Consider the following 19355-nt stretch of genomic DNA (forward strand, 5'->3'; position numbering starts at 1 on the left):
CAGGTGCCGGTGTTGTTACTGGTGCAGACATTGCAGTTCCAGCAGGCGTAGAAGTTCACAACCCTGAGCTTCACATTGCAACACTTAACGGCAAGGGCAATCTTGAGATTGAACTTACAGTTGAGCGTGGCCGTGGTTACGTAACTGCTGTACAAAACAAGCAGGCTGGCGCAGAGATCGGTCGCATTCCTGTTGACTCAATCTATTCACCAGTTTTGAAGGTTACATACAAGGTAGAAGCAACTCGCGTTGAACAGCGCACAGACTTCGATCGCCTTGTTGTAGATGTAGAAACAAAGCCATCAATGAAGCCACGCGATGCTGTTGCATCAGCTGGTCGCACATTGGTAGAACTTTTCGGACTTGCACGCGAACTAAATCTTGATGCTGAAGGTATCGAGATGGGGCCATCTGTTATGGATGCTGCCCTCGCTGCAGATCTTGCTCTTCCAATCGAAGATCTAGATCTAACAGTTCGTTCATACAACTGCTTGAAGCGCGAAGGCATTCACACAGTTGGAGAGCTAGTTAACCGTTCAGAGGCTGACTTGCTAGATATCCGTAACTTTGGTTCAAAATCAATTGATGAGGTCAAGGCAAAGCTTGTCTCAATGGGAATGTCTCTTAAGGACAGCCCAGTTGGTTTCGATCCAACACAACATCAGAACTACAACGCATCAGTCGACGATGATTTCGTCGATGCAGAGCAGGCCTAGGAGATAAGAAATGCCAACACCAAGCAAAGGTCCTCGTCTGGGTTCAGGCCCATCACATGAGCGACTACTCCTACGCACACTTGCAGAGCAGTTGTTCGAGCACGGCAAGATCACAACAACCGAGGCAAAGGCTAAGCGCCTGCGTCCATTAGCGGAGAAGTTAATTACTTTCGCTAAGAAGGGTGATCTAGCTGCACGTCGTCAGGTCATGGCACAGATTCAGAACAAGAGCGTTGTACATACTCTGTTCACGGAAATCGGTCCAAACTTCGCAACACGCGAAGGTGGCTACACACGTATTACTAAGGTCGGTCCTCGCAAGGGTGACAACGCACCTATGGCAGTAATTGAATTAGTAACAGAGAAAGCCAACTAAGTCTTTATTTCTTAGAAATTATTCTCATGACGGAACCCACTCTCTACCCTGAGAGTGGGTTTCTTCGTTTAAGGATTGATCTTGCATACGACGGTACAAACTTTTTTGGGTGGGGCAAGCAACCTGATCGCAGAACTGTTCAAGAAGAAGTTGAAAAAGCGATTGGCACAATTACGCAATCTAAAATTGACAGCATCGTCGCTGGCCGCACCGATGCGGGCGTGCATGCAAGTGGCCAAGTAATCCATGTTGATGTTCCAGATTCAGTTAATCTGGATGAACTCGGATATAAATTAAATCGAATTTTGGATACCGATGTTCGCATATTGAATGTCTCGATTGCACCCGTCGCATTCCATGCGCGATTTTCAGCCTTGCGCCGCCATTACAGCTACAAAATTTTGGACGCCAACCAAGTCATTTCTCCACTACACCGATTTGATGTCACTTCTTGGTATCGACCACTGGATATTGATGCCATGAACCAGGCGAGCGCCTTATTACTGGGCGATCATGACTTTGCGGCGTACTGCAAATTCCGCGAAGGTGCTACAACTATTCGCCAGCTGCAAAAATTTGATTGGGTGCGGGATTCTGAAGGATATTTAATTGGCGATGTAGTGGCAGATGCATTTTGTTATTCAATGGTCCGCAATTTGGTAGGTGCGGTGGTCTGTGTTGCTGACGGTCGCTTTGGTCCTGAATGGATCGCCGAGACTTTGGCCAACAAGGTGCGAATATCTGACAGTTTGGTCTTTCCTGCCAGCGGCCTCACCCTTCGCCAAGTGGATTACCCATCAGATTCCGAGCTACTAGATCGGGCTGCAAAAACTGTGGCGCGTCGTGAAGCCCAGGGAGATGAGTAGGAGCGTATAAGCGTCATTTTGACCCCACAGCCTGACGCGGGTACCCTTACTCCTCTGTGCTTCACAAAAGCACCGTCAAAAGACTCTACAAGAAGGTAGGCAAAAGCGTGCGTACATACAGTCCAAAAGCTGGTGATGCGGTCCGTAACTGGCACATCATCGATGCACAAGATGTGGTCTTGGGCCGTCTTGCAACACATGCTGCCGTTCTACTTCGTGGAAAGCACAAGCCAACATTTGCTCCACACATGGACATGGGTGACTTCGTCGTAATTATCAATGCAGAAAAGATCGCATTGTCAGGAAACAAGGCAACTCAGAAGTGGTCTCACCATCACTCAGGTTTCCCAGGCGGTTTAACTTCTACTGTGTACGGCGAGCTTATTGAAAAGCACCCAACACGCGCTGTTGAAAAAGCAATCAAGGGAATGCTTCCAAAGAATTCACTCGGTCGTCAGATCGGATCAAAGCTAAAGGTGTACGCAGGTCCAGAACACCCACATGCTGCACAAGCACCAAAGCCATATGTATTCACTCAAGTTTCACAAATCGTGAAGTAAAGGAACTGTAAATGTCAGAGAATCTAGAAGTAATCGACAACGAAGAAGCTCCTACTTCATACTCTTCATCAACACCAGCACCAGCGACTAACCGTCCAGCAATCAAGGCACCAGGTGGCGGTACAGGTCGTCGTAAAGAAGCTGTTGCACGTGTTCGCCTTGTTCCAGGGACAGGCCGCTGGGTTGTTAACGGTAAGACACTAGAAAATTATTTCCCAAACAAGGTTCACCAGCAATTAGTTTCTGAACCATTCCGCACAGTTGGTGCTGAAAATCAGTACGACGTTTTTGCACGTATCAACGGTGGTGGAGTTTCAGGTCAAGCTGGCGCACTTCGTTTAGGTGTTGCACGTTCACTCAATCAAATTGATGAAGAAGCAAACCGTCCAGCACTTAAGAAAGCTGGATTCCTTTCACGTGATGCACGTGTTATTGAGCGCAAGAAGTACGGCCTTAAGAAGGCACGTAAGCGTTCACAATACTCAAAGCGTTAATTCACTTTTACCAAAGGAGTTCAATTGGCGCTTTTTGGCACCGATGGAATCCGTGGCTTAGCCAATCGTGATCTCACCGCAGAACTTGCTCTAGATGTTTCTGTTGCCGCTGCGCATATATTGGTTGAAAGCTCATCAAATAAGGATCACAGACCTACTGCAATAGTCGGGCAAGATTCACGGGCATCTGGCGAGTTCCTAGAAGCAGCGGTTGTTGCTGGATTAACCAGTGCCGGAATCAATGTGTATCGCGTTGGAGTATTACCTACACCTGCAATTGCACATCTCGTTGCTGAATCAAAAGCCGACTTAGGCGTAATGATTTCGGCATCTCACAATCCAATGCCAGATAACGGCATCAAGTTGTTTGCTCGTGGCGGCGGCAAGTTAGATGATGCAATTGAAGCCCGTATCGAGGCGCGAATGGGCGAGGATTGGGAACGTCCAACTGGTCGAAATGTTGGCCGTGCAATCAATGACGACACAGCGACCGAACGTTACTTAAAGCATGTGCTGGCCTCTGTCGAAACTCCATTAAAGGGTTTGAAGATCGTTGTTGATTGCGCAAATGGCGCATCATCATTGGTAGCACCCGAGGCATATCGCAGAGCGGGCGCAGAGGTAGTGGCAATCTTTAACCAACCAGATGGTTGGAACATTAATGATGACTGTGGATCAACACATCTACATCAATTGCGTGCAGCAGTTCTTAAAGAAGGTGCCGATGTTGGTATCGCACACGATGGTGACGCAGACCGTTGCTTAGCAATTGATGCTGCTGGTAATGAAATTGATGGAGATCATATTCTGACGATTTTGGCTCGTGGCTTTAAAGCTCGTGGTGTTCTAAAGAGTGACACGGTTGTTGGCACAGTAATGAGCAATCTTGGATTTATGCATGCCATGAAAGATGCTGGTATTAATGTTGTGACGACTCCGGTCGGAGATCGTTATGTATTGGAAAATATGATCGCAAATGATTATTCGCTTGGCGGCGAGCAATCTGGCCATGTAATCATGCGAGATCTTGCAAACACAGGTGATGGAATTCTTACCGCCCTTGCTGTGCTGCAAGAGGTTGTTCGCACCGGAAAGACATTGCAAGAATTAGCGGCCACTATGGTGCGCTTCCCTCAGGTCCTAATCAATGTCAAAGATGTTGCAAAAGATAAGTTGACACAGTCGACAGTTATCGCTTCAGCGGTTAAATCCGCAGAAGAACGTTTAGGCGATTCTGGCCGTGTTTTATTGCGCGCATCCGGCACCGAAGCCCTGGTAAGAGTCATGGTTGAAGCTGCCAGTGATAGCCTTGCGCAAGAAGTTGCACAGCAGCTTGCGGATGTGGTTAAAAAAGAAATCTCTCTTTAAAAGAGCTAGGAGCCAATAGTTATGTGCGGAATTGTGGGTTACACAGGACCACAATCTGCATCCATTCCGCTCATCGAAGGACTGCGCCGTCTTGAATATCGCGGCTATGACTCAGCGGGAATCGCTCTGGGGACTCCGGGCAAACTCTTTATCGAAAAGAAGGCGGGCAAGCTTTCAAATTTAGAAAATGCTTTGGATGCAACCCTGCCTAATGTTCATTCAGGTATTGGACACACCCGTTGGGCAACACATGGTGGACCAACAGATACCAACGCACATCCACACGTTGATAATGATGAAAAGCTTGCTGTGATCCATAATGGAATTATTGAAAACTACACCGAGCTTCGTGCACAACTTGAAGCCAAAGGACACAAGTTTTCATCTGAAACGGATACAGAATCAGTTGCTCACCTGCTCAGCGATCTTCGTAAACAACACAAAGGAGATTTAACCGCTGCTATGCGCGAAGCTGTTAAAGCACTTCGCGGTTCTTTCACATTGCTGGCTATCCATGCAGATCAGCCAGATGTAGTTGTGGGAGTTCGTCGCAATTCTCCGCTAGTTGTCGGCGTCGGTAAAGGTGAAAACTTTATGGCATCTGATGTGGCAGCATTTATTGAGTACACAAAGCATGCAATTGAACTAGGTCAAGACGAAATTGTCACGATGACGCCGACGAGTATTGAAATCACAGACCTTGCTGGAAAATCAGTTAAGGCAAAAGAGTATGAAATTTCGTGGGATGCAAGTGCAGCTCAAAAAGGTGGCTTTGCGCACTTCATGTTGAAAGAAATCTTTGAACAACCCAAAGCTGTGGCAGATACCTTGATCGGTCGCTTAAGTGACAACAATCAGATTCTGCTTGACGAACTACACATGAGCGCAGATGAGATTAGATCATTGAAGAAGATTACGGTTATTGCATGCGGAACCGCCTATCACGCAGGCATGGTGGCAAAGTATGCGATTGAAAAGTGGGCAAAGATCCCAGTAGATGTGGAGATTGCTAGCGAGTTTAGATATCGCGATCCGATTATCGATCCAAGTACTTTGATTATTGCGATTTCACAATCGGGTGAAACGATGGATACCTTGATGGCTGTTCGACATGCAAAAGCTGCAGGTGGTCGAGTTTTGGCAATCTGTAATACAAATAGTTCAACAATTCCTCGCGAATCAGATGCGGTTTTGTATACGCACGCAGGACCCGAAATTGCAGTGGCATCCACCAAAGCCTTACTAACTCAAATAATTGCGGTCTATTTAATTGGACTTCACCTTGGTCAAGTAAACGGCTCTTTAAAGGACACCGAAGTTCGTGATCTTTACAAAGAATTACTTGAATTGCCAGGCAAGATCGAACAAATTCTAGAAACGGTCGAACCGCTTCGAGAGCTAACAAGAACTTTTGCGCACAACAACACTGTTCTGTTCTTGGGCAGAAACATTGGTTATCCAGTTGCACTCGAAGGTGCGTTGAAGTTAAAAGAACTTGCATATATTCATGCTGAGGGCTTTGCCGGGGGAGAACTTAAGCACGGACCGATTGCACTGATTGATCAGGGAACTCCTGTTATTGCAATATTGCCGGCCGGTCATGAGCACTCTTTGGATGAAAAAATGCTGAGCAATATTCAAGAGGTAAAAGCCCGTGGTGCACGCGTGATCGTAATTGCCGAAGAAGGAGCACATGTTGAGGGTGCTGAACATGTGATTCGAATTCCAGTTGCACCTGCCTTATTCCAGCCGGTTTTAGCAACAGTCCCATTGCAGGTCTTTGCCTATGAAATGGCCGTTGTCCGAGGTAATGATGTTGATCAACCTAGAAATCTAGCTAAATCTGTAACGGTTGAATAATGATTGATGTGGCACAAAATCGCCGTAGGCAAATGGATCGCGCACTACGTTGGTCGGTTCTATTGTTTGCAGGATTTTTATTTGTAACTCAACAAGTTTATAGCTATGGACCACTAGTTAGCTATGACAAGGAAATCAACAGCCAACCAAAACCACAGTTTGAGGGTTTCTCTGGTTTCATTTTGCGCCGCCTAGATGACTTAGGTCTACGTTCATTGACGGCAACAGTCTTGATTCTTGCCGCCGCCTTTATTGCGTATAAATTTAAAACATGGCGTCCACTTAATCTTGCATTTCTATCATTGATTTCACTTAACTTAGTTGTTGGATCGGTAAAGATATTGCTAGGTCGCACCAAGCCACGTGACGGATTTGATTTGTTGCATGCCGGTGGCATGTCCTACCCAAGCGGACATGCATCGAATGCTGTTTTGTCCTGGGGAATATTGGCATATTTAATCTATCGATATGCCAAAGTCGATCGGTATCAAGGCCGATTAGCTAGTGCAGGCGTTGTATTAATTAGCCTTACCGTCTGTGTAGTTTCTTTGATCCGTCATACACATTGGTTTAGCGATCTATTAGGTGGTTTATTCATAGGTAGCGCATTGCTAGTCACCATCATTGCAATAGATAGGTATGTTCCCTCTAAAAGCCAGTTGCACTAGACTGAGTCAATGATTGATGGGATCGGAATTGATGTCGTAGACATCGATCGGTTTAAAGCATCCCTCGAACGCACCCCCGGTCTCTCAGAAAAGCTCTTCACTCCCGCAGAGCGAAGTAAGCCAATCGCTTCGCTAGCTGCGCGGTTTGCTGCCAAAGAGGCGCTCGCAAAGGCACTAAACGCGGGTAAGGGATTATCGTGGCAAGAAGCAGAGGTAGTTAATTTAGAGAGCGGTAAACCTGTCTTTTTGTTTAGAGGTGAAATTGCAGATCTTATTGTCGGCGCTGATGTGCACCTTTCTCTTTCACATGATGCAGGCATCGCATCTGCCATGGTGATTGTGGAGCGCACATGAATCGCGCAGAGGCTCGTATTGATCTCGAACGAATTGCAGCAAACGTAAAGCATCTAAAGCACATTTCAGGTACTGAAGTTATGGCAGTTGTTAAGGCTGATGCCTATGGTCACGGATTAGTGCCCGTCGCACGCGCAGCAATTGAAGCAGGTGCAACATCACTGGGAGTCGCTCTTCTGGAAGAAGCTTTAACGTTGCGGGAAGCAGGGATTACTGCACCAATTCTTGCTTGGTTAGTTCCTCCTGGATCTGATTTTAAGTTGGCTGTAGACAATGAAATCGAGTTAGCGGCCTCTTCGATCATCGCACTTGAACAAATAGGAGCCGTGAAATCTGTAAACCGTCCTCGCGTTCATTTAGAAGTTGATACTGGGATGAGCCGCGGCGGATTTTTAATTGAATGGGGCAAATTAGACGCACATCATGTTTCTAATATTGACATTGTCGGAATTTTCTCGCACTTTGCCCGAGCAGATGAACCCGAGCAAGAACAAAATGAGCAACAACGTGCTCGCTTTAAGGAAATGGTTGCCACTTTAGAATCATTTGGCTATACAAACATTACTCGGCATCTTTCAAACTCTGCAGCGACGCTTACCGATGAAAATTCTCGCTTTGATATGGTGCGTGCAGGTATTTCAATTTATGGCTTAACACCCGATGTTATAAATCTTGGTACTTCGCAAGCGCTTGGGTTGAAACCAGCGATGCAGTTGCGCGCAAAGCTGCACCTAGTAAAAACAGTTCCAGCCAATTCACCAGTTGGTTATGGAGCAACGGCGCACACAACCGCCGAGACAAAACTGGGAATTGTCTCCATCGGATATGCCGACGGAATTCCACGCATTGCAAAAAATGCAGGCGTCTTTGTAAACGGCAAAAGAGCACCCATTATTGGGCGGATCTCTATGGATCAATTTGTCGTTGATTTAGGGGCGGATTCCACAGCGGTTTCTGGGGATTGGGTGATTGTTTTCGGTGATGGATCACACGGTGAATACACCGCAGATGATTGGGGTACCGCATCGTTATCAATTAATTATGAAATTGTGACACGAATAGGCCCCCGAGTGCCTAGAATTTATGCACCTCATGTCTACTAATAATGCAGCGCTGCACGTTGAGAGAGTCAATGTCTCTTTCGGCGGTCTTCGGGCTTTGCATGATGTTTATCTAGAAGTTGGCAAGAACGAGGTTGTTGGATTAATTGGTCCTAATGGCGCTGGCAAGACAACTTTATTCAATGCGTTGTGCGGTTTAGTCACGCCAGATTCTGGCGACTTTCATTTGAATGGCAAGAAGAGTGATTTTCCAAAACCGCATGAACTTGTTGATTTAGGAATTGCCCGTACCTTGCAAGGTGTTGGTTTGTTTGGTGATTTAACTGTTTTGGAAAATGTCATGGTTGGTGCCCAGCATTTGTCAGAGACAGGATTAATTTCTGCTGCATTTGGAAGAAATAGAAAAGATGAAGACCGAATCCGAGATAAGGCACGAGTTGCATTAGAACGTGTCTACGCTGGTGGTATCGCTCATCGTCGTGCTGACACCTTGTCTTACCCGGATACTAAGCGTGTAGCAATTGCGCGCGCACTTGTAAGCGAGCCAACAATTTTAATGCTTGATGAACCTGCAGGTGGTTTGGGTTCGCAAGACATCGAGTGGATGAACGCACTTATCCGCAATTTGAGTGTTGATATGTCGGTGTTGCTTGTAGAACACCACATGGATGTTGTTATGTCGGTATGTAGCAAGCTCTATGTTCTTAACTTTGGTGAAGTAATTGCAAGTGGTGACGCCGAAACTGTCCGCCGCGATCCAGCGGTTATGGCGGCGTATTTAGGTACAGGTAGCAACCATGTCGCTTAATGTCTCCAATTTAACTGTGCACCACGGTGCAATCTGCGCCGTTAATCAAGTCTCATTGGCTGTTCCAACTGGAAAATTAGCAGCGATTATTGGTTCAAATGGTGCGGGAAAAACTACGTTGCTGCGCGCCTTATCTGGTCTAAACAAACCAACTAGTGGTGTTGTTAATTGGATGGGCGAAACAATTACAGGGGTAAAACCTGAAAAGTTAGTGCGCATGGGAGTTTCGCATGTTTCAGAAGGTAAGTCAGTAATACCCGAATTAACTGTTAGAGAAAATCTTGAGCTGGGTGCTATTTGGCGCAAAGATGGCAAAGAGATGAAAGAGTCACTTGATCAGGTAGTTACTATCTTTCCTCGTTTAGGTGAACGCATTACGCAACGGTCTGACACTTTATCTGGCGGTGAACGACAGATGTTGGCAATCGGCAGAGCGATCATGTCAAAACCTAAGTTACTACTTTTAGATGAACCTTCTTTAGGTTTAGCGCCACTGGTTGTAGAGCAGATTTTTCAAACAATTAGAGATCTGACCAACGAATTGAGGTTGACGGTTGTACTTGTCGAACAAAACGCAATGGGTGCATTAAGGATTGCAGATCTTGGAATTGTCTTGAACTTAGGAAAAGTTGTTGCCGTCAATCACGCACAAGCGTTGATCGAAGACCCTGCAGTGCGCGCTGCATATTTGGGGTACTAATCATGCAACTATTAAATACACTTTTAATTGGAGTCACTGCTGGATCTATCTATGCATTAATGGCTATTGCATTTGTCTTGGTATGGCGTAGTACCCGAGTCGTTAACTTCGCTCAAGCAGGTATGGCGCTTCTATCTACCTACTTTGGTTATGAAGCTGTTTCGCGAATTGGTTCATTTTGGGTCGCTCTTCCCGTTGCCATGATTGGCGGGGCTTTATTTGCTGCACTTGTCGAACTGATTTTGATGCGGTTATTGGTTAAGCATGCATCTACTGGTCCAATCGCAGGCGTCGCTCCAATTATTGCAACACTTGGATTACTTGGCGTTATCCGCTCAGTTATAAGCATGATTTGGGGCGGACAGGATCTACGTATCGTTGCCCCAACTTCCAACAATGGATTCACAATCAATGGTTCCACATTGGTTTTCTCACCATTAAAACTTTTGATACTAGTTGTTGTCGTAATTTTGCTCCTTATTCTCTCTATTCTTTTCCAAAAAACTAACCTTGGGCTGGCACTGCGTGCATCTGCACATGCACCTGAAATAGCGCGTCTTTCGGGAGTTAAAGTCGATGCAGTTCGCACTCTTGGCTGGGCGCTAGCAGGTGCGGCAGGTGCGGTTGCAGGTTTATTCCAAACCGTCAATGGAAATGGAAACTTCTCACCAGACTCAATTGAGTTCTCGCTTCTACTTGTTTCAGGATTCATCGCAGCAGTTATTGGTGGATTAGATAGTTTGCTCGGCGCTGTACTAGGCGGCCTATTCCTTGGAATAGCAATCTCATTTGTCCTCATGTATGTAAGCAGCGGACTCTTCTTCATTGCGCCATTTGTTATTTTGCTTCTAGTTTTGTTTATACGCCCACAGGGAATTATTGGAGTAAAGGCGGGTCGTCGTGCATAAGAGCAAAAAAGAAAGCACGCATCTTCCACTCTTTATTCTTGGTGGAGTCGTTCTGTACTTCCTCAGCGGAATGGTCGATGAACTTCGGGTATATCAAGGCGCATCCATTGCTGTGTATGTAATTGCGATTTCTTCAATCATTTTACTAACAGGATATTCAGGTCAGGTTTCATTGGGACATGGCGCATTAATGGCCTTAGGCGCATATGCAGCGGCTGTTCTTCGAATTGAATTTAATGTTCCGATTGTTTTATGTTTTGTTGCCGCAGTGTTAGCTGCCGCAATAGGTGGTGCTTTGTTAGGTGCAGCAGCAGCACGATTGTCTGGTCCATATTTAGCTGGCACAACTTTGGCTCTCGCAGTTGGATTGCCTTCACTTGCTAATCAATTTACAGTTTTAGGTGGAGAACAAGGTTTGCTGTTCGATGTTGGATTTCCGCCACTTGCCTTAGGCGAAGAGTTCACTCAGTACAAATGGTTCTTCTGGATTGCAGCTCTTGCCGCGCTAATGTCTATGTGGGCAGTTAGAAATATTTTGAACTCGGCATATGGACGTTCTTGGAGAGCCGGTCGTGGCAACGAGGTCGCAGCCCAGTTAGCGGGGATCAACACAGCCCGTTCTAAGGTCCTAGCCTTCACAATCAGCGCTGGCATCGCTGGCCTGGCTGGAGCGCTGCTTGCCATGACCATAGGCACCGTTTCCCCAAGCGCGTTTCCGCTTGCCCTCTCATTTTCCCTGCTGACAGGCGCGGTTCTCGCTGGCATAACTACCCTCGGAGGCGTCATTATTGGGGCAGTGGTTTTGGTAGCCATCCCAGAGATCGCCGATGTGGTCGCACACCGCCTTGGTAGTTCTGAGAGTGTTACTACAAATCTGCCAGGTTTGATTGTTAGTGGGTTGTTGATTCTGACAGTTCTGTTTGTTCCAAACGGTCCTGTTGAGCAACATCGCGCTCGCAAAGCAAAGCACGAAGCACAGCACACAAGTTCTAAAAAGTCGGACAGTACAAAGAAGTAAAAGCAGTACAGCAATTCCTATAGCAATAAAACCCTCGATGGAAGGAAACACATGAAAGCACTACAACGCCGTACGTTGCTAGCAGCAACAGCGGTACTGGCCACAGTTGGTTTAGCTGCAACAGCTATTCCTGCTCAAGCGGCTGAAGTTGGTGTGAGCTCGACTCAGATTAAATTGGGTATGACTCTGCCAATGACAGGTACCGCATCACTTGGATACAACAAGATTCCAGGTGCAGCAAAGGCGTACTTCGATTACCTCAATGCAAATGGTGGAATCAACGGCCGCAAGGTAACTCTTGTTGTTAAAGATGACCGATATGTTCCAACTGAAGCGGTTTCAAAGACTAATGAACTTATCCTGAAGGACAAGGTCATGGCTCTGATGGCACCTCTTGGAACTGCAAATGTAAAGGCAGTTGCATCATCTGTTAACCCTGCCCGTCGCGGTGTTCCAGTGTTGTTTGTTAACACAGGATTTAGCGGATTTGCAGACACAAAGAAGTACCCAACGACCTATACAGTTTTGCCTTCTTATGTAATGGAAGCAAAAATTATGGGCGAATACATTAAGGAAAATTTTGCTGGCAAGAAGATTGGTCTCCTATACCAGGATGACGACTTCGGATCAGATGCACTTGCAGGATTTAAAACTGCCGGTACAACTTTTGCAGTCAAGGTTCCATATGCATCAGGTTCACAAGGTGCAGCAGCTGCTGCAGGTTGGATTACAAAGTTTAAGGCTGCAGAAGCCGACGTTGTAATTCTCTTTGGTGTATCAAGTGCGACATCTGCAATGCTCGGTGTAGCAGCGCAGTTGAAGTACGCACCACAGTGGATGCTTGGTTCAGTTGGTGGAGATGCAACAACAATCAAGGCAACTGGCGTTCCAGCAGGCGTTCTATACAACGCAATTGGATTCTCACCAGTTCCAGCTACTACTGACATGACTGATGAATACATCAAGTTCTTCTCAGATATCTACGCAAAGGCAGTTCCAGGATCAGCATTTGATCTCAACGTACTGCTTGGAATGAACACAGCATTTATGACCGCCCAAGCTCTAAAGGCTGCAGGCACAAATCCAACACGTAAGTCTTTGATGGCTGCTATTGATAGCAAGGGTGCAACATTTGCAAACTCTGCATTAGTTCCAGCTGGATACTCAAAGACAAGCCACGTTGGCCTAACTGGTTACTGGGTTGGAAAGTATTTGCCAACAGGTGATCTTTCTCCACTTGGTGGCAAATATGTCACATACACAACTGATTCAGGAGCAGGCGCGGTTGTTAAATCAACATACAAGCGTCCTGCAATGCCAGCGAAGGGATTACCTAACTAATGAAAAAAGTAAGATTACTTTCGCTTCTTTCAGTAACAGCACTTGTAACAACAGTTCTGGTCACAGCACCAACAGTTGCTAATGCAGCACCTGCGTGTGATGGCAAGAGCCCAATTCAGTCATGCGTTGGTGTTACATCAGATGGCGCACCGTATGCAATGCAGGTTCCAGCAAACTTCAACGGAACTGTTGCTTTGTACTCACACGGATATCGCTACAACGTTGATATTCCTGCAGCAATTCCGCTAATTGGTGGATACAAGATCACTAATACTCCAGAGCCAGTTCCTGGTGGAAACGCTGCAGTTGCGCAGTACTTCTTTAGCCAAGGTATTGCAATCGTTGGTTCAGGTTTTGCTCGTCAAGGGTGGAATCCAGATTCAGCGATCAAGACAAATGTTGAGCTAATTGACACGTTCAAGAAGCAGTTCCCAAAGACAACCAAGGTTGTTGCATGGGGATCATCACTTGGTGGAGTTATTACTCAAGGCCTAGCTGAAAAGTATCCAAACCTTGTGAGCGCAGTTGCTCCAATGTGTATGGCAGACAACATTGCACCACAGTTAACAATGGCTGGAGACTTCCTATGGGGAGTAAAGGTTCTCTTTGATCCATCGATCAAAGCTGGAAACTACTCAGCTGGTGCTGCAGGTATTGGCGAGTCATACGTTGATCTAGGTAAGGTCTTTACAGTTATGGGCAAGATTCAGGCAACAATGCTCACCACTGGAGCTTGGCCAGATACCTCATCTGCAACAGGTAAGTCATTAGCTGCAGCAGGAGTGCCACTACGAAGTGCACTGTTGCTTCTTGGTTTGATGGCAGGAATTCCAACTCAGTCAGCACACTTTGATTCAATCTCAGGTCCTGAGGGTGCATTGAAGTTGACCTTCCCATTGGCTGTTAGCCCAGCACTTGCAATCCTTGAAAATGGAACAAATGCTGCCGCACTTGCAATTCTTGCAACACAAGATGTTGAGAGCCAAGTAGGAGGCGCAATCTTTGATAACACAAAGACTGATTACGCAGCCCGCGTTGATGGCGAGCGCGTTATTTTTAACGCGGCACTTTCTGGTAACACAGTGATTGACGCTCTCTTGGGCGCACTATCAGCTGCAAACCCAGGTGCACCTCGTGCAAAGGCAGATGCAGCAGCAGTTGCAAAGATGAATGCTCTTCACACAAACACTGGAAAGATCAATGTTCCTACAGTGTTAATGGTTGGAATGGCAGATCCAATTACTCCTGCAGGTGCTTCACAGCGCTTAGTTGATCTATATGCCGAGCAGTATGCAGCTGAAAAGGCGGCAGCTATCAAGGCGTACCAGACAACTCGCGAGTACAAGACACCTACAAACAAACTTTTGATGCTCTGGAATCCAACTCCAGCAGGCTATACAAAGTTTAGCGCTGCAGGATTACCAGACACATCGCTACCTGCGGCACAAGGAACCAACCACTGTAACTTCACATCAGCACAATTAGTGTTGGTAGCGAAGCAATTGGTTCAAGCCTCAAGCACAGGTAAGTTCACATCAGGTGGAGCGTTGTACACAGCGGTACGTAAAGCTGGCAACCTTTCAATTGATAAGGGCATCCGTGCTCCATGGTTAAAGTCATACGGCGATAACTAATACATCGCTCTCTATAAATCGAGGGTAGTAAAAAGCAGGGCCAGGTAATCCTGGCCCTGCTTTTACTTTATCCTTGAGCAATGATCTCCGTTAATACCGCTGATGAAATGCATCAGTTGGGAATAAAGCTTTCAGCACACTTGCGTACCGGTGATTTAGTGTTGGTAAATGGGCCGCTGGGGGCGGGTAAAACAGTTTTAGCGCAAGGCGTTGGAGCAGGCCTTGGAATCACCGGAATTACCTCACCAACTTTTGTAATTTCACGAGTTCATAAGGCAGCTGTGCCTTTTATTCATGTTGATGCATATCGCTTAGTTGATTCTGAAAATCCCAACCTTTATTTAGATGATTTAGATCTAGATATCGCTGGCTCAATCACTTTAATTGAATGGGGTGGAACTGAATCTGCGCGCCTTAGCGAAGATCGATTAGAGATCACAATTGATCGAAGCGAAGATGTTAGAAAAGTTGAGATCACACCAGTTGGGGCACGTTGGGCCGGGTTTTCCTTATGAGTAAAGTTTTGGCGATTGATACTTCAACTTCTCGCACATCTGTTGCCATCATCGATGGTGACACCGTTGTATTTAGCGGTTTTCGAGATGGCGCAACCGCCCACGGTCCCTCTTTGCCAGCATTAGTACAAGAAGCCTTAGCGGTTAGCGAAGTAGATGAGGTTGTTGTTGGCATGGGCCCTGGCCCATTTACAGGACTTCGAGTTGGCATTGCCTTTGCACAAAGTTTTGCCTTAGCTCGTCAGATACCGGTACGCGGAGTGTGTTCGTTAGATGCAATCGCTGCTCAGATTAATGAAAAAGATTTCATAATCACTGTTGATGCACGGCGCAAAGAAGTTTATTGGGCTCGTTACACAGACGGAGTTCGAGTTGGTGAGCCAGCGGTTAATTTCCCGGCAGATGTTTCGGGTGCCTCAATACATGCAGATTTGTTTGTGGACTTGCAGGCACTTGTTACATTGCCCGGAAACATCACAGAGCCAATTTATTTACGCAGGCCAGATGCGATTGCAACGGCGGATCGAACATGATTGTTTATCGCGAAGCAAATGCATTTGATCTGCCAGTGTTCGTCTCACTCGATAAAGAGTTGTTTCCATACTCACCGTGGTCTGCAGCGCAATACAAAGAAGAGTTTTCAAGCCCAACCCGCCACTTTGTTGTGGCACTTGATGAACAAGAAAGCATCATTGGCTACGCAGGGGTTTTCGTGCCTGGGGCTGCCGAGGCCGACATTTTGACGGTGGGAGTTGTACCCGAACATCGTGGCCAAGGTATAGCGAAAGCGCTTATGGCTTTGCTTACCGATTGGGCCACAGCGCAAGGATCAACGGCGATGATGCTGGAAGTTAAGACAGATAACGCCGATGCAATCGGTCTTTACGAAGCTTTGGGGTATTCAAAACTCAATATCCGCAAAGATTATTTCGGTGCTGGCCTAGATGCCCAAGTAATGCGATTGGAGCTTTCATGAGCCAACCAATTGTTTTAGGAATCGAAACATCCTGTGATGAAACCGCGGTTGGGATTGTTCGTGGCCGCACCTTACTTGCTAACGTCATTGCATCTAGCGTTGAAGAACATGCACGTTTTGGGGGAGTCGTACCTGAAATTGCAAGCCGTGCTCATTTAGAAGCAATGATTCCAACATTGCACCAAGCACTCAAAGACTCAAAGTTATCTTTGAAAGATATTGACGCGGTAGCAGTAACTGGTGGACCAGGTTTAGTTGGCGCGCTATTGGTGGGCGTCGGATCTGCTGCAGGTCTTGCACTTGGTTTGAACAAACCAATTTATGCGGTCAACCATTTAGCTGCTCACGTTAGCGTTGATTCCTTAACGCATAGCAATCCCTTAGAACCAACTATTGCTTTACTAGTTAGTGGTGGACACTCATCACTGTTGCAGGTAGATGACATTACTGGCTCAATTACTAAACTTGGGGAAACCATGGATGATGCAGCAGGTGAAGCCTTCGACAAGATTGCACGCGTTATGAAATTAGGTTTTCCAGGTGGTCCTGCAATCGATAAATTAGCGCACGATGGCAGTGCGAGTGCAATAGATTTTCCACGCGGTTTGACAACATCCAATGATTGGCAGACCAGACCATTTGATTTCTCATTTTCAGGGTTAAAGACCGCGGTTGCTAGATATCTAGAAGCCACACCTGATTACAAAAAGGGCGATGTTGCAGCTTCATTCCAAGAAGCAATCGTTGATGTTCTTTTATTAAAAGCTGTTGCAGCCTGTAAGCAATCAGGGATTGATTCACTTGTCATTGCAGGTGGGGTCGCGGCGAATTCGAGACTTAGGGCAGTTGCCCAAGAACGGTGCGAAAAGGCGGGGATCCAACTGCGGGTGCCAAGCCCTGGGTTGTGCACCGATAACGGGGCGATGGTCGCTGCCTTGGGCGCGCTCATGGTTTCAGCAGGCCGTACGCCCAGCCCAGTGGCTTTTGACGCTGATTCCAGCCTGCCAGTGACCACGGTTTCGCTCTAAATCCTCAATTTGCCGTGTGCCATGGCCACGCCTAGAGTTTGCGTTAGCACTCACGACCCGAGTCTGCTAATTCGGGGCGAACGAGGAATTACATAGCCTAAAAAACTAGAAGGAGCACACCATGGCAGTTAAGCCACTAGAAGATCGCATTGTTATCAAGACAAATGAGGCTGAAACAACAACAGCATCAGGTCTTGTTATTCCAGATACAGCAAAAGAGAAGCCACAGGAAGGCACTGTTATTGCAGTAGGCCCAGGTCGCTTTGATGATGGCGTACGCGTTCCAATGGATGTCAAAGTTGGCGATGTAGTTCTTTACAGCAAGTACGGCGGAACTGAAATCAAGCATGGTGGAGAAGATCTACTTGTTCTTTCAGCTCGCGACATTCTCGCTGTAATCGAGAAGTAAATGGGAAAGAGTCTTCAATTTGATGAGCAAGCACGCCGTGCCATGGAGCGCGGTGTCAACATTCTTGCTGACACAGTAAAGGTAACTCTTGGACCTAAGGGTCGCAATGTTGTTATCGGTAAATCTTTTGGTGCACCCATCATTACTAATGACGGTGTAACAATTGCAAAGGAAATTGAACTAAGCGATCCTGCTGAAAACATGGGTGCTCAGTTAGTTAAAGAAGTTGCGACAAAGACAAATGATGTCGCAGGTGACGGAACTACGACAGCAACTGTTTTGGCACAAGCAATGGTTAAAGAAGGACTTCGTAACCTTGCAGCTGGCGCGCAGCCAATGGATATCAAGCAGGGCATCGAAGCAGCCGTAGCAGCGGTTTCCGAAAAATTGCGCTCGCAGGCAACTCCAGTTAATGGAAAGCCACAGATTGCAGATGTTGCAACTATTTCTGCCCAAGATCGTGCAATTGGCGAACTCATTGCAGAAGCTATGGACCGTGTTGGTAAAGATGGAGTTATTACAGTTGAGGAAGCATCAACAACTGGACTTGATCTTGAATTCACTGAAGGAATGCAGTTCGACAAGGGCTACATTTCTCCGTACTTCGTAACCAATCAGGATCGCATGGAAGCAATTCTTGAAGATGCTTACGTATTGATTTCAGGTAACAAGATTTCAGCTCTGTCAGATCTACTGCCATTGCTTGAAAAGGTTGCTCAGGCTTCAAAGCCACTATTGATCATCGCTGAAGACATCGAAGGTGAAGCACTTTCTACGCTAGTTGTTAACCGTATGCGCGGAGTCTTTGCATCAGTTGCTGTTAAGGCACCTGGCTTCGGAGATCGCCGTAAGGCAACTCTGCAAGACATCGCAGTACTTACTGGCGGACAAGTAATTTCTTCCGAACTCGGAATGAAACTTGAAAGCGTAACTCTTGAAGATCTAGGTAAGGCTCGTCGCATCGTTGTCACAAAGGATGCAACAACCATCGTTGATGGAGCAGGCGATAAGACTGCTGTTGCTGCACGTGTTTCTGAACTCCGTAAGGAAATCGAAAACAGTGATTCATCCTGGGACAAGGAAAAGCTACAAGAGCGTCTAGCAAAGCTTGCCGGCGGAGTGTGCGTAATTAAAGTTGGCGCGCATACTGAAGTTGAATTGAATGAAAAGAAGCACCGTCTCGAGGATGCAATCTCTGCAACTCGCGCCGCTGTTGAAGAAGGAATCGTTGTTGGTGGAGGCGCAGCACTTGTGCATGCAGCCGATGTTCTAGAAGGCGATCTTGGATTCACTGGCGATAAGGCTGTTGGTGTTCGTTTAGTTCGCAAGGCATGCGACGAACCACTTCGTTGGATTGCAGAAAATGCAGGACTTGAAGGCTACGTAGTAGTTGCAAAGGTTCGCGCAATGAAGCACAACGAAGGTTTCAATGCGGCGACAGATGTGTATGGCGATTTAGCCGCTGATGGTGTTATCGATCCAGTCAAGGTAACTCGTTCTGCATTAGCAAACGCTGCATCAATTGCTGCAATGTTTATTACAACTGAAGCAGTTGTATATGACAAGCCAGCTGAGCAAGCTGCAGCTGATGCTGCAGGTGGACACGGACATTCACATGGCCCAGGTGGACACTCTCACTAATTAAAAAGAAAAAAGCCCCGCAGAATTATCTGCGGGGCTTTTTCTTATCCTCGA

General features: G+C 46.6%; 21 protein-coding genes and 1 pseudogene. All 22 read left to right on the top strand.

Annotated elements, in window-relative coordinates:
* Positions 1–716: DNA-directed RNA polymerase subunit alpha (rpoA, locus tag AC9UGD_RS04245; RefSeq protein WP_509570003.1), on the top strand; the 716-nt coding region annotated here is incomplete at its 5' end.
* Between the two features lie 10 nt (positions 717–726).
* Positions 727–1080, top strand: a pseudogene (gene rplQ / locus AC9UGD_RS04250) (50S ribosomal protein L17); the annotation flags it as partial.
* Positions 1081–1118: 38 nt separating this feature from the next.
* Positions 1119–1958 (top strand): tRNA pseudouridine(38-40) synthase TruA, encoded by an 840-nt coding sequence (gene truA, locus AC9UGD_RS04255; protein WP_509570006.1) that lies wholly within the window; start codon positions 1119–1121, stop codon positions 1956–1958.
* 107 nt (positions 1959–2065) lie between these two features.
* Positions 2066–2518, top strand: coding sequence for a 50S ribosomal protein L13 (rplM, locus tag AC9UGD_RS04260; RefSeq protein ID WP_509570009.1), 453 nt, complete (start codon positions 2066–2068; stop codon positions 2516–2518).
* A gap of 11 nt (positions 2519–2529) precedes the next feature.
* Positions 2530–3012, top strand: a complete 483-nt coding sequence (gene rpsI / locus AC9UGD_RS04265) for a 30S ribosomal protein S9 (RefSeq protein ID WP_509570012.1) — start codon at positions 2530–2532, stop codon at positions 3010–3012.
* A gap of 24 nt (positions 3013–3036) precedes the next feature.
* The gene (gene glmM / locus AC9UGD_RS04270; protein WP_509570015.1) at positions 3037–4380 is read left to right on the top strand and encodes a phosphoglucosamine mutase; all 1344 of its coding nucleotides are present in this window, start codon (positions 3037–3039) and stop codon (positions 4378–4380) included.
* Between the two features lie 21 nt (positions 4381–4401).
* Positions 4402–6240, top strand: a complete 1839-nt coding sequence (gene glmS, locus AC9UGD_RS04275) for a glutamine--fructose-6-phosphate transaminase (isomerizing) (protein ID WP_509570018.1) — start codon at positions 4402–4404, stop codon at positions 6238–6240.
* On the top strand, positions 6240–6908 hold the full coding sequence (locus tag AC9UGD_RS04280; protein ID WP_509570021.1) for a phosphatase PAP2 family protein: 669 nt from the start codon (positions 6240–6242) through the stop codon (positions 6906–6908). Before glmS ends, AC9UGD_RS04280 begins: the two co-directional genes overlap by 1 nt.
* A 9-nt stretch (positions 6909–6917) precedes the next feature.
* Positions 6918–7262, top strand: coding sequence for a holo-ACP synthase (locus AC9UGD_RS04285; protein WP_509570024.1), 345 nt, complete (start codon positions 6918–6920; stop codon positions 7260–7262).
* The gene (alr, locus tag AC9UGD_RS04290) at positions 7259–8365 is read left to right on the top strand and encodes an alanine racemase (RefSeq protein ID WP_509570026.1); all 1107 of its coding nucleotides are present in this window, start codon (positions 7259–7261) and stop codon (positions 8363–8365) included. The genes AC9UGD_RS04285 and alr overlap by 4 nt, the downstream gene beginning before the upstream one ends.
* Positions 8355–9131 (top strand): ABC transporter ATP-binding protein, encoded by a 777-nt coding sequence (locus AC9UGD_RS04295; RefSeq protein ID WP_509570029.1) that lies wholly within the window; start codon positions 8355–8357, stop codon positions 9129–9131. The genes alr and AC9UGD_RS04295 overlap by 11 nt, the downstream gene beginning before the upstream one ends.
* On the top strand, positions 9121–9831 hold the full coding sequence (locus AC9UGD_RS04300; protein WP_509570032.1) for an ABC transporter ATP-binding protein: 711 nt from the start codon (positions 9121–9123) through the stop codon (positions 9829–9831). Before AC9UGD_RS04295 ends, AC9UGD_RS04300 begins: the two co-directional genes overlap by 11 nt.
* Positions 9832–9833: 2 nt before the next feature.
* On the top strand, positions 9834–10739 hold the full coding sequence (locus tag AC9UGD_RS04305) for a branched-chain amino acid ABC transporter permease (protein WP_509570035.1): 906 nt from the start codon (positions 9834–9836) through the stop codon (positions 10737–10739).
* Positions 10732–11757 carry a branched-chain amino acid ABC transporter permease gene (locus AC9UGD_RS04310; protein WP_509570036.1) on the top strand — a complete coding sequence of 342 codons (1026 nt, stop codon included), beginning with the start codon at positions 10732–10734 and terminating at the stop codon, positions 11755–11757. The genes AC9UGD_RS04305 and AC9UGD_RS04310 overlap by 8 nt, the downstream gene beginning before the upstream one ends.
* Before the next feature lie 51 nt (positions 11758–11808).
* Positions 11809–13098 (top strand): ABC transporter substrate-binding protein, encoded by a 1290-nt coding sequence (locus AC9UGD_RS04315; RefSeq protein WP_509570039.1) that lies wholly within the window; start codon positions 11809–11811, stop codon positions 13096–13098.
* Positions 13098–14732 (top strand): alpha/beta fold hydrolase, encoded by a 1635-nt coding sequence (locus AC9UGD_RS04320; RefSeq protein WP_509570042.1) that lies wholly within the window; start codon positions 13098–13100, stop codon positions 14730–14732. The genes AC9UGD_RS04315 and AC9UGD_RS04320 overlap by 1 nt, the downstream gene beginning before the upstream one ends.
* A gap of 80 nt (positions 14733–14812) precedes the next feature.
* Positions 14813–15247: a tRNA (adenosine(37)-N6)-threonylcarbamoyltransferase complex ATPase subunit type 1 TsaE gene (gene tsaE, locus AC9UGD_RS04325; RefSeq protein ID WP_509570045.1), complete on the top strand. Its 435-nt coding sequence runs from the start codon at positions 14813–14815 to the stop codon at positions 15245–15247.
* A complete protein-coding gene (tsaB, locus tag AC9UGD_RS04330) occupies positions 15244–15780 on the top strand; it encodes a tRNA (adenosine(37)-N6)-threonylcarbamoyltransferase complex dimerization subunit type 1 TsaB (protein ID WP_509570048.1) in 537 nt (178 codons plus the stop codon). The genes tsaE and tsaB overlap by 4 nt, the downstream gene beginning before the upstream one ends.
* Entirely contained in the window at positions 15777–16223 is a 447-nt protein-coding gene (gene rimI, locus AC9UGD_RS04335) for a ribosomal protein S18-alanine N-acetyltransferase (RefSeq protein ID WP_509570051.1), read from the top strand. The genes tsaB and rimI overlap by 4 nt, the downstream gene beginning before the upstream one ends.
* On the top strand, positions 16220–17251 hold the full coding sequence (gene tsaD, locus AC9UGD_RS04340; protein ID WP_509570054.1) for a tRNA (adenosine(37)-N6)-threonylcarbamoyltransferase complex transferase subunit TsaD: 1032 nt from the start codon (positions 16220–16222) through the stop codon (positions 17249–17251). Before rimI ends, tsaD begins: the two co-directional genes overlap by 4 nt.
* A 121-nt stretch (positions 17252–17372) precedes the next feature.
* Entirely contained in the window at positions 17373–17660 is a 288-nt protein-coding gene (gene groES / locus AC9UGD_RS04345) for a co-chaperone GroES (protein ID WP_445822238.1), read from the top strand.
* Positions 17661–19301 carry a chaperonin GroEL gene (groL, locus tag AC9UGD_RS04350; RefSeq protein ID WP_509570057.1) on the top strand — a complete coding sequence of 547 codons (1641 nt, stop codon included), beginning with the start codon at positions 17661–17663 and terminating at the stop codon, positions 19299–19301.
* Positions 19302–19355: the final 54 nt, after the last annotated feature.

The sequence above is a fragment of the Candidatus Planktophila sp. genome (assembly GCF_044232745.1).
GTDB lineage: Bacteria > Actinomycetota > Actinomycetes > Nanopelagicales > Nanopelagicaceae > Planktophila.

Bases quoted from the DNA above. Each gene is read 5' to 3' on its own strand.
- tsaD (WP_509570054.1), top strand. From the start codon at position 16,220: ATGAGCCAACCAATTGTTTTAGGAATCGAAACATCCTGTGATGAAACC.
- alr (WP_509570026.1), top strand. From the start codon at position 7,259: ATGAATCGCGCAGAGGCTCGTATTGATCTCGAACGAATTGCAGCAAAC.
- AC9UGD_RS04295 (WP_509570029.1), top strand. From the start codon at position 8,355: ATGTCTACTAATAATGCAGCGCTGCACGTTGAGAGAGTCAATGTCTCT.
- groES (WP_445822238.1), top strand. From the start codon at position 17,373: ATGGCAGTTAAGCCACTAGAAGATCGCATTGTTATCAAGACAAATGAG.
- groL (WP_509570057.1), top strand. From the start codon at position 17,661: ATGGGAAAGAGTCTTCAATTTGATGAGCAAGCACGCCGTGCCATGGAG.
- truA (WP_509570006.1), top strand. From the start codon at position 1,119: ATGACGGAACCCACTCTCTACCCTGAGAGTGGGTTTCTTCGTTTAAGG.
- rpsI (WP_509570012.1), top strand. From the start codon at position 2,530: ATGTCAGAGAATCTAGAAGTAATCGACAACGAAGAAGCTCCTACTTCA.
- AC9UGD_RS04280 (WP_509570021.1), top strand. From the start codon at position 6,240: ATGATTGATGTGGCACAAAATCGCCGTAGGCAAATGGATCGCGCACTA.
- AC9UGD_RS04285 (WP_509570024.1), top strand. From the start codon at position 6,918: ATGATTGATGGGATCGGAATTGATGTCGTAGACATCGATCGGTTTAAA.
- AC9UGD_RS04315 (WP_509570039.1), top strand. From the start codon at position 11,809: ATGAAAGCACTACAACGCCGTACGTTGCTAGCAGCAACAGCGGTACTG.
- glmS (WP_509570018.1), top strand. From the start codon at position 4,402: ATGTGCGGAATTGTGGGTTACACAGGACCACAATCTGCATCCATTCCG.
- AC9UGD_RS04300 (WP_509570032.1), top strand. From the start codon at position 9,121: ATGTCGCTTAATGTCTCCAATTTAACTGTGCACCACGGTGCAATCTGC.
- AC9UGD_RS04320 (WP_509570042.1), top strand. From the start codon at position 13,098: ATGAAAAAAGTAAGATTACTTTCGCTTCTTTCAGTAACAGCACTTGTA.
- tsaE (WP_509570045.1), top strand. From the start codon at position 14,813: ATGATCTCCGTTAATACCGCTGATGAAATGCATCAGTTGGGAATAAAG.
- tsaB (WP_509570048.1), top strand. From the start codon at position 15,244: ATGAGTAAAGTTTTGGCGATTGATACTTCAACTTCTCGCACATCTGTT.
- rimI (WP_509570051.1), top strand. From the start codon at position 15,777: ATGATTGTTTATCGCGAAGCAAATGCATTTGATCTGCCAGTGTTCGTC.
- AC9UGD_RS04305 (WP_509570035.1), top strand. From the start codon at position 9,834: ATGCAACTATTAAATACACTTTTAATTGGAGTCACTGCTGGATCTATC.